General features: G+C 48.7%; 13 protein-coding genes. 1 reads left to right on the forward strand and 12 read right to left on the reverse strand.

Annotated elements, in window-relative coordinates:
• Positions 1-68: 68 nt before the first annotated feature.
• The 8 genes from QM529_06195 to QM529_06230 all read right to left on the reverse strand — a co-directional run bounded on the left by QM529_06195 (position 69) and on the right by QM529_06230 (position 5,893).
• Positions 69-728 carry a heme-binding protein gene (locus QM529_06195; protein ID MDI9314245.1) on the reverse strand — a complete coding sequence of 220 codons (660 nt, stop codon included), beginning with the start codon at positions 726-728 and terminating at the stop codon, positions 69-71.
• A 60-nt stretch (positions 729-788) separates the two neighbouring features.
• Entirely contained in the window at positions 789-1,622 is an 834-nt protein-coding gene (locus tag QM529_06200; GenBank protein MDI9314246.1) for an MBL fold metallo-hydrolase, read from the reverse strand.
• Between the two features lie 20 nt (positions 1,623-1,642).
• Positions 1,643-1,885, reverse strand: coding sequence for a hypothetical protein (locus tag QM529_06205; GenBank protein MDI9314247.1), 243 nt, complete (start codon positions 1,883-1,885; stop codon positions 1,643-1,645).
• A gap of 112 nt (positions 1,886-1,997) precedes the next feature.
• On the reverse strand, positions 1,998-2,549 hold the full coding sequence (locus tag QM529_06210; GenBank protein ID MDI9314248.1) for a hypothetical protein: 552 nt from the start codon (positions 2,547-2,549) through the stop codon (positions 1,998-2,000).
• A 37-nt stretch (positions 2,550-2,586) separates the two neighbouring features.
• On the reverse strand, positions 2,587-2,955 hold the full coding sequence (locus tag QM529_06215; GenBank protein MDI9314249.1) for a hypothetical protein: 369 nt from the start codon (positions 2,953-2,955) through the stop codon (positions 2,587-2,589).
• A gap of 43 nt (positions 2,956-2,998) precedes the next feature.
• Positions 2,999-3,937, reverse strand: a complete 939-nt coding sequence (locus tag QM529_06220) for a 3-oxoacyl-[acyl-carrier-protein] synthase III C-terminal domain-containing protein (GenBank protein ID MDI9314250.1) — start codon at positions 3,935-3,937, stop codon at positions 2,999-3,001.
• A gap of 248 nt (positions 3,938-4,185) precedes the next feature.
• Positions 4,186-5,025 carry a bifunctional hydroxymethylpyrimidine kinase/phosphomethylpyrimidine kinase gene (gene thiD / locus QM529_06225; GenBank protein ID MDI9314251.1) on the reverse strand — a complete coding sequence of 280 codons (840 nt, stop codon included), beginning with the start codon at positions 5,023-5,025 and terminating at the stop codon, positions 4,186-4,188.
• A complete protein-coding gene (locus tag QM529_06230; GenBank protein MDI9314252.1) occupies positions 5,015-5,893 on the reverse strand; it encodes a hydroxyethylthiazole kinase in 879 nt (292 codons plus the stop codon). Before QM529_06230 ends, thiD begins: the two co-directional genes overlap by 11 nt.
• A gap of 174 nt (positions 5,894-6,067) precedes the next feature.
• Here QM529_06230 and QM529_06235 point away from each other — a divergent pair, with 174 nt between their 5' ends.
• Complete coding sequence (locus tag QM529_06235) at positions 6,068-6,226, forward strand: hypothetical protein (GenBank protein MDI9314253.1); 159 nt, start codon at positions 6,068-6,070, stop codon at positions 6,224-6,226.
• A 12-nt stretch (positions 6,227-6,238) separates the two neighbouring features.
• Here the strand turns inward: QM529_06235 and thiE are convergent, their stop codons facing one another.
• The 4 genes from thiE to QM529_06255 are packed head-to-tail and all read right to left on the reverse strand — an operon-like array spanning position 6,239 to position 9,662.
• On the reverse strand, positions 6,239-6,877 hold the full coding sequence (gene thiE / locus QM529_06240; GenBank protein ID MDI9314254.1) for a thiamine phosphate synthase: 639 nt from the start codon (positions 6,875-6,877) through the stop codon (positions 6,239-6,241).
• A gap of 19 nt (positions 6,878-6,896) precedes the next feature.
• Positions 6,897-7,715, reverse strand: coding sequence for a heavy metal-associated domain-containing protein (locus QM529_06245; protein MDI9314255.1), 819 nt, complete (start codon positions 7,713-7,715; stop codon positions 6,897-6,899).
• A complete protein-coding gene (locus tag QM529_06250) occupies positions 7,708-8,670 on the reverse strand; it encodes an alpha-1,2-fucosyltransferase (protein ID MDI9314256.1) in 963 nt (320 codons plus the stop codon). The genes QM529_06245 and QM529_06250 overlap by 8 nt, the downstream gene beginning before the upstream one ends.
• A complete protein-coding gene (locus QM529_06255) occupies positions 8,667-9,662 on the reverse strand; it encodes an alpha-1,2-fucosyltransferase (protein ID MDI9314257.1) in 996 nt (331 codons plus the stop codon). The genes QM529_06250 and QM529_06255 overlap by 4 nt, the downstream gene beginning before the upstream one ends.
• Between the last annotated feature and the right edge of the window lie 81 nt (positions 9,663-9,743).

Raw genomic sequence — 9,743 nt, forward strand, 5'->3', positions numbered from 1 at the left:
GTCCATGGCGCCGTGATGTGCCAAAGCACATCACCAAATAAACATTAATGCGCCCCGTTGTTAGGAAGTTACTTCACCTCCACCATCACCTCATTGCGGCGCAATGGCGGTAATGTCCATGGCGCATTATAGAAGGCGGTGCGCGGCGCGCCCACCGTTTGCAATTTGTTTTCGTTGACATATTGCATCAACACATCAAGTTTCTTGGCCAGGTTGCTATCGCTCCATGATCCAGAAAATTTTATCACCGCCCATTTTTTGGCCGGCACCGGTTTCAATTCCACCGCCGCGTTGTTCGGCGTCGGCAATGTCGCCATGGTGTATTCTTTCGGCATGACAAATTGCACTGTCCATTTATCGGCATCATTTAATTGTTGAATAACCGGCGCGGTCATGGCGATTTTTTGACTGGTCGGTTGTTGAATAACCGGCGCGGTCATAGCTATTTTCTGGGCCACCTTTTCCGAACCGGCGGTGTTTTTCGCCTTGTTGCCGCCAAAAATATAATCGGCGATTAAGCGAAAACCGGCACTGGCCGCGGCGCGGCGGTCGCCGCTGACCGTAACCTCCGCCACAATATAGGGCGCATATTGCCGCAGTTGAATGTTTTTTTCAGATCGCAGGACCGTGAAATCCGGTTCCTTCACATCGTTGATGACCATTGGGACAATTACCCACAAAATGCCGATAATTGCAATAGCCGATATTAGGATATATAGTTTTTTCATAATGGTTTCTATCTAGCATAAAAAAACTATTTATGTCAAGAAAAAAGATTATATTTCTACTTATGATTTTGTAACTTTATCAAATGTTTCCTGGCAATGGCACGGCACCAATTGCACGTCGCGGTTGTCATGGTAAAAATCATGCAATCGGTGGAATGTTTTAATATATTGCGGGTGGTTATCGCTGACCATGGCAATTATCGGCAGGGGCAGGCTATCCGCCGCCAATGACGGCAGAAGCCACGTCGCGTCGGCAACCAAAAAAATTTTCTTTTTGTTGGTGTCGTCCAAATACAAACCATGCTGGCCGCGCGCATGGCCGGGCAACGACGTGGCCACCACCGCGCCATCGCCAAAAACATCGTGGGTTATAAAATTAAAAAGTTTCTTATGCCCCTTAATTTTTTGCTTATCCTCGATAAATTGGAACTTGCGATTCTTAAACAACGTCATCAATTGCGGCAATATCCCCTTGCGCACTGCTTTGAAACCTTGCACGGCCTTGCTGTAATCATAGGCCGCCTGCGACGTGATGATGGTGGCTTTCGGGAAATCGTCGATCGCCGAAATATGGTCGGCGTGGAAATGCGAAATGAACACGTATTTTATATCGGCCGGGTCAATGTTATCGCGCCGTAACAAATCGACCAAGGTTGCCTCCACCGTCACCGGCGTCGCCATTTGATAAAATTTATAGGGAAAATGGTCAGAGGCCTTAAAAAAATTATCGCTGTAACCAACATCGAACAACATGTAACCATGTTTGGGGTGGTTGATAAGGGTGCAAACCATCGGCGTCGCCACATTTTTTAACGACCGCCAATTCACATGGCCACTGATAACGCATTCGGGGTGTTTGCAAAAACCCGCCTGGTAAAATTTGACTTTTAACACAGGCGCAAACTAGCCTATTTTTACTCTTTTAGCAAAAAATAAAATCCGGTGCAGACCACCGCCCAAAAGGGTAAAACGATTAACAGAAAAACCATCATCGGCACTTTAAAAATTGCCAACAAGATAACCGCGCTCAATAATATCCACGCCCCTACAAAAGTTAACATCATTTCCTCGCTTGGTATTTCTTGCTGTTGTTTTGTTATCACGATAATAATTAACCGCCACAAGGGGGTAAGCCGTGCCGCAGGTCCCGCCATCATTATATCTTATTTTTTGCCGGCCAACATATTATTCTGGTCTTTTGCAAAAATTGTCTTTACTTGTTGTGACAGCCAGCAATTAATGGTCGCGATAATTGCACGACACCAAATGTTAATCCCCGCCGCCGCCGCCGCCATCCCCGCCGCCGCCGCCATCGCCGCCGCCATCGCCATCCCTGCCGTCGCTATTATGACGCCCGCCCCAATTGCCCAACCAAGGCCACAAAGAATGATAAGTCCTTCTTACCCTGTCCGTGTCCTTGTCATTGCCCTTGCCGTGTTTTCCTCTATTCGCAAGACCATAAACGCCATAGAAAGCTATCGGGTAAATGGGAAAAAAATACTTCAACCAAATTTTAAATGACTCGTGCAACATCAAAACAAATAGTATCAGGTCGAGCCCAACCGATACCGCCAAAAACACATGGGCGACCTTAATATCCAACAAGCTTTTTGCCTGTAATGTTTTATAAAAAACATATGCTGTGCCACCCGCCAACAAGACCGACGTCACGCTATAAATATTGATAATATTATCGATAGGCGATGAACTTTTTATAAAAAAAGTCACCACCGTTGGAATAACCCACGCCAACACCGCGCCCAGCAAAACAAATTTGATGTCTTTGTTAATTTTTTTTTCGGTGCTTTTTTTCATTTTCATGGTTGCCCCAGATAAATATACTTTACGCCTCTCAAGCTTATTTTTTTCTTTTCAGAAAAAAATAAAGCCCATAAAAAGCAATGGGGTAGCAAGGAAACACCATGGTCAACCAAACAAACAACGGCATTTTAAACACCGACACCAACAGGGCCATGTCGAGCACAACCGACACCGCCAAAAACACATGGGCGACATTAATATCCAACGATTTTTTCGCCTGCAGTTTTTTATAAAAAAACCACGCCGTGCCCGACGCCAACAAAAACATCACTGCCTTAAAAACATAGATATTCGGCAAGTAAGTATGGGGTGTGGTTGATGGGTCAACCATGAAGAAGCTGACCGCCATGGGAATAAGCCACGCCAACACCGCGCCCAGCAAAACAAATGTAAGATTTTTTTTCATATTATGTTATGAGCCCTCAACCCAACAATTCCCTAACAATAAATTAATATTGCAAAACAACCGCGCCAAGCACCAAACCGGCCGCCGCGCCAAGGAACATAACCTTGTCGCCCGATTTTAATTGCCCGGAGGAAAACAAATCGTAAAAAGCATTGGGAATGGAAACCGACACTTGGTTGCCGTAATTTTCAATGGTGCGCATCACCTTATTATCATTCACGCCCAACCGACGTTGGATTTGAATAATCGATTGATAACTCGCCTGGTGCGGGATGATATAATCGATATCTTCCATCTTCACATTGGCTTTTTCCAACACCGATTTCATAAAGCTGGGGAAGTTTTTGCTCGCCACCTTAAAAACTTTTGGCCCCTGCATTTCAAAATCGTAAGAGTTCAATTCGGGCAGATTGCCGCGATTGGCCTTGGGGTGGGTGCGGGTGCCGCCGCCACGCACCTGGCTAAATGCGCCGCCATCGGGGAAGGCTTGAAACACCGACCCCATGACATGCGATTTCGCGCCCTTTTCCTTGGTCAAAATCATCGCCACCGCGCCATCGCCGAACAGGCTTTTGACATCGTGGTGGCCATCTTGAATGCCATAGGAGGCAATTTCGCTGGTGAAAATTAAAATATGTTTGTAATCCTTGGTCTGTGCCAACGAATCGGCAATATCCAACGCCTTGACAAAACTCAAGCAGGTGCAATCCACGTCGAAGCAATCTTGTTTCGATGTGCCAAATTCATAAAGCAAAAGCGACGAGGTCGAAGGAATAATCTGTGGCACCAACACACCGGCGTTGATAACGCAATCGATATCGTCGATTGTCAATTTGGCCTTGGCCAGGGCTTCCTCCGAAGCGGCCTTGGCCATCGAGAGGGTTGTTTCCCCCTCCGACACCCAATAACGTTGGTGAATGTGTGTGCGTTCCTCGGTATAGCCCTCGGCCATGCCGGCCATCTTATCAATATCCTTGGACATGACACAACGTTTGGGCAAATATCGACCCATCGCCGCGATTTTAAATCCTTGTTCGTGCTTTGCCATTATTGTATTAACTCCTCAGTCCTCAATAATTATTATATGGTGGCTATTATATAGCCTGTGTCTTCCCCTGTAAAGGTGTATGAAGCATTACTTCCATTATTTGCCACATCTGTCAAGTCATAAGTTTATAAATTCAACAGATTTCTATTAAAGATATAGCAGTTATTGGGCTATTTTTAAAATTATTTTTTCCATATTTCATAAAAATGGTGGAGTGGCCCCGCACCGCCACCCACCGATTTTTTTTCCACCGCCAATAACGCGCCGGTCAGGTATTTTTTTGCCGCTTGGCAAGCGGCCGGCATATCCAACCCGCGTGCCAGGCCGCTGGCAATCGCCGACGACAAGGTACAACCCGTGCCATGGGTGTTTTTTGTATCAATACGCCGCCCCGGCAACCATAAACCGCCGTCGTTACCCATGATATAATAATCATCGGCGACATCGCCAATTAAATGCCCACCCTTTAACAGCACCGATTTGCTACCTAATTGTAACAGGTCGCGCGCCCGCGCCGCCATGGTGTCGTGGGTGATGGGGTCGTCGCTTGCCAGCAAGGCCTCGGCCTCGCGCAGGTTGGGGGTGATGATATCAGTCAGGGGGATTAAGACATCGCGCAATGCCTTGATGGCCGAGGGCTGGAGCAAGGCATCGCCGCTTTTCGCCATCATCACCGGGTCGAGCACGATGGAAAAATTTTTTGCGCCATTTTTTTGTGCCGCATTTTTTGCCAAGTGTTTTTTTAACACCGCCGCCACGGCGGTAATAATTTCTTCATCGAACAACATGCCGATTTTAATCGCATCGGGCGTAATATCGTCAAGGATGGATTCCAATTGCGCGACAATCGCGTGGGTTTCAACCTTGAACACGCCGCTGACCCCCATGGTGTTTTGCGCGGTGATGGCGGTCACCACCGCCATGCCGTAACAACCCAGTGCCGAAAAGGTTTTAACATCGGCCAATAGGCCGGCCCCGCCCGAGGGGTCAAGGCCGGCGATGGAGAGAACCTTATGCCGCATCGATAATCTCCGCCATCCTTTGCCAATCGGGGGTGTGGAGGCCGTCGATAAAGGCCGTTTTAAAACCACCGGGGTTTTTTTCTGTCATCGCGGCAACTTGACCAACCAGTGCAAAAAAATTGGTGGCAAGGATTGCTGATTGAAAATAATCAGGCTTATTATTGCCCTTGTTGGCGACGCTGGCGAAGGCCGCCACCACCGCCGTCAACACGCAACCCATGCCGGTAACGGATGTCATTAATGCCGCGCCAAAGCCGCAGGTCGCAACCGCAGAACCATCGGTGATGACATCTTCCTTGCCACTGACAATAATTATTTTTTTATTTGGTTTCGCCAAATTGATGGCGGTGGTTTTGGCGTCAAGCGCGGCGATGGTTGATTCCACGCCACGCGATTGCGGCGATTCTTTTCCATCGCCCGCCATGCCAACCAAATGATTTCCCAATTCATTTCCCAAATGATTCCCTAATTCATTTCCTAAGGCCATAATTTCCGAGCCATTGCCGCGCACCATGTTGGCCAGGTTAAATATTTTTGCCGCTGACGTGGTGCGCAACGCGCTGGCCCCCGCCCCCACCGGGTCAAGGACGACAGGAATTTTCCCCGCCGCCAATCTTGCCGCCGTGATGGCGCGGGCGACAAATGCGGCGTCCAGCGTGCCGATGTTGATATTCACCGCCGCCGAAATAGTTACCAGCTCGGGCATTTCGTCATCGGCGACACTCATCAATGGTGCAGAACCCAGCGCCAGCAGGGCATTGGCCATGAAATCCATTGTAACAACATTGGTCAGGTTGAGGATAAGCGGTTTTTGTGCGCGAATCGCCCCGACCGCGTTTTTAATCTCTGCCAATAAATTTTTTTGCATGAGCCCTTATAAAGAATTTATAAAGACCTGTCTATTGAAAGTTCGACCATGCGCTACCTCTCCTCAACCTCCCCCACAAGTATAAAAATATAAATTTTTCCCTCGCCGTGCGTAACCGCAGGCATAACACGCCCCAGCCTTTGACTATATTTGCTTTTTTAGCAAGACAGCAGTATGAAAAATACAAAGAAAAAACTTATGGTTGTATTGCTTGCTTTTGCTTTAACCCAAACTGGGTGCATGGAAAAGGATGGACAGATGTCTAGCGCCACCTGGCTTGTGCTGGGCTCAATACCCCTGATAGCAATTGGCGTCCTTGCCACGGCAAAATAATAATTTCGTCGCCTACTGCTTGCTATTATCAATAATACGGCGAAATACCCTGGCGGTGGTTTCGGGGTCGGGCGAATCGTGCAACGCGCCGATAACCGCCACGCCATAAACGCCGGTCGCCATGACATCGCCAACATTATCCAGCGTGATGCCGCCAATTGCCGTGATGGGTTTTGGCGATGGAGTCGCGCCAGCCTGCGCCGCTAGTTTTTTTAACCCATCAATGCCCCAAATTTTTTTCGTGTCGGTTTTGTTATGGCTGGCAAACACCGCGCTGGCGGTTACGTAATTTATCGCCGAGTTGCCAATTGCCCGCGCCATGTCCTGTTCGCTTTCTATCGACATGCCAATGGTTTTATTTGGGCCCAGCAGAGTCCGCGCAGAATCAACCGCCATGTCGCTGTTACCCAAATGCACGCCGCTGGCGTCTATCGCCTGGGCGATATCGGGGTAATCGTTAATCAGGAACGGCACATGCAATTCATCAAGCAGTTTTTTTATCGCCCGCGCCTGGTCGGTTTTTTCCATCGCCTGATGTTTTTCGCGCCATTCGACGCAATCAACCCCGCCGCGCGCAACGGCCCGCAAAAATTGTAAATAATCGGGCAATGGCCGGTCGCCGATTGCCGTTACCAAACATAAACGAAACATTATCGTTGCGGCGCGTTTATTATACCGCGCCGATTGCCAGCATGATGGCGGCCATCGCCACCATCGCCAAATCCTCGACCAGGGTAATCGACGTCATCGGCAGGTTAAGCGCGGTGCCAAGGCAGGCGCAACGGATCTGTTGTTTTTTCATAAGGGCGCGAATCACGCCGAGCGAGCTGAAACCCATCAGCAGAATCGCCGCGTAAAAGGCGATGGTTAATTGGTAATGAAACAAAAACATAAACCCCAAGGCCAATTCCAAAAACGGGTAGATAAAACCATAGGCCAACCATTTACCGGCCAGCAGGTCGTAGGTGGCATAGGCCGTGGCGAACCCCTTAATATCCAGCAGTTTAAACAACCCAAACACCAGGAAAAAACCGGCTTCAAAATTCACCATCCAATTTATTATTGCTTGCCGCCAGCCATCCCCACCGACCATGCCGCCAATATTTTTTAGGGAAACAATCGAAATCGCCGCGACAATCAACAACAATGGGTAGTAGGTTTGCAACCACGTGCGGTTGTCTTCCCCGCCCACCCCATTGCCAGTTACATTGCCCGCCAGGGCGGCGTGATTATGGTCTTGCCCCATGGTTGATGCGGGCATGCTGTCGGTTCGCACCTCCGCCGCGGTGCGCGGGCGCAAGCCATAACGCGCCCCGGCATTTTTTATTTTTTGTTGCAATATTGCAAGCGGTGTCGCGCCGCTGATGGTCAAGCGCGGCGGCGTCAATGAAACCTGCGCCCCCGATTCGCCACCCATCGCCGTGGTAATTTTTTCGACGCAGGCCGCGCAGTGCATGCCGTCAATCGCGAAGGTTTGTTTGTTATCCATCTTTTTCCGATATAAGACGATGGCGTGTTTTTTTCAAGAGCCGCCACAGACTAGAAAGCGGGCGATAAAACCCCGCCAACCACGATCGCCGTTGCGCCGGCAACAATTGCCAATCGGGCGGAAACCACCGGGCGGTATCGATATTTTTTTGCCTAAACCATTGCTTGGGCGCAATAATATGCGGGCGATTACGCTGATGCCGCAACCACAATAAATACGCACCCCAAAAAGAAAAACTGCTGTTGGCGATAATCGCGTGTTTGCAATGGCTCATCAATATCAAATCTTGCCAAGAATCCTGCCCCTGGTTATGGTCGACATAAATAGTTTGTGAATTTTTTCGCGAATTGTTTATTGGCAGGTTTTGTTTGACCCATGCCGGGTCGTCTGAAAAAATAAAAAACGTGGCGTTGGGCAATTGCTGTTGCATGATTTTTATCGCCCGTTGGTAATAACCCAGCGGCAACAGCCCGTGAAATTTATTTGCCGACCGCAATTGGGCATAATCGCCACGCCGAATATGAATAAAAACACTGGTCGTTTTTTGCATCATCGCCAACATTTTTTTGCTTTGCGCCGACAAGCTATTGCCTGTTTTGCGCGGCGCGATTGTCTCCAACAATTCATCGCGCAAATGGTTGAGGTAAAATGCGCCCTGCCAATAACCGATAAGGAAGCTATTGCGCGGCGCGGTTAATAATTCTTGCGGCGATTTCATATCATCCTCGGCCACCACCGCATCGCCCGCGGTTGGTTGGCATGGTTTTACACCGGCAATGTTGATGGCGAATGGCGATAATTCATAATCACGTCGCGTGATATTATTATCCGACTTGCCCAAAAAACCATCGTCCAACCACAGGTCGGTTTTATGTTGCCGCGCCAATATCCGCCCGGCGGCATATTGAAATAATTGGTTGCCCAAGCCGCCCATCAGGCGCGTTGTTATCGTCATGGTTTTTTTATTCTGGCAATTTTTTTGGCGGTTGATTTGGTATCGAATCTTTTGCGCGATAATAATTTTATTTTTTCTAACAATTTATAATGCCACTTGCCGATAAATTTATCCATGACAAAGCGAAAAATCGTTCGCTTGATTTTTATTTGCCGCCACGCCGGCAGAAAAAAACTTTCCGCGCTAATGGTTTGGTTGGCCCAATTTTTGATATCGGGCATGATAACCATGGTTTGCGAATCCTTATTACGCCGCAACCACAGCAAATAGGCCCCCCACCAGGAAAAACTGCTGTTGGCAATAATCGCATGGTGGCAATGGCTCATGATGGTTATATCCTGCCACGCCGCGCCGGTGGTGACATAACGCACCTCATGTTTTTTTAGCGGCAGGTTTTTTCGCGCCCAATCCATGTCGTCGGCAAAGACAAAAAAACACGGCTTGGCCACGTGTTTCGCCACCTCGGCAATTGCCGCACGGTAATAGTCCACCGGCAAGGCCACCCCAACCTTCACATAATCTTGCCGCCGCACGTGGATGAAAACCGCCTGTCCCGATTTCATGTCACCCTTCATGCCCTGCACCACCCCCAACCAACGCGCCCCCTCGGCTGGCATTTTTTTTCGCGGTGTCATGCTGGCCAATAGCTCCTTGCCGATGTCGGCCAGGTAACCATAACATTGCCAATAGCCTTTCAAAAAACTATTGCGCGGGCTGGAAAAAAAATCCTTGTAGAAAAAATAAGCACGCGGCTCGTGAATCAATTCATCACCGCCTTGCGGCTTCATCACACCGGTTTTTTTTGCCAAGATAGAAAAATGATGCAATTCGTAGGCGCGACGCGTTTTGCCCAGCTTATAATGTTCCCCCTCAGCAAAAAAACTAGTGTCCAGCCACAATGGCACGCCATGATATTTCGACAGGGCCAACCCCGCGGCATATTGAAACAATTGGTTGCCCAACCCATCGGTAAGCGAGACCTTAATCGTCATCGACTATGATTTATTTTTTGGTGATAGTAACGGCATCATTCGGCTTTTATATTTACCGCTTGATTCACTACTTGGCAAGGT

It is taken from the genome of Hydrotalea sp., assembly GCA_030054115.1.
GTDB lineage: Bacteria > Pseudomonadota > Alphaproteobacteria > JASGCL01 > JASGCL01 > JASGCL01.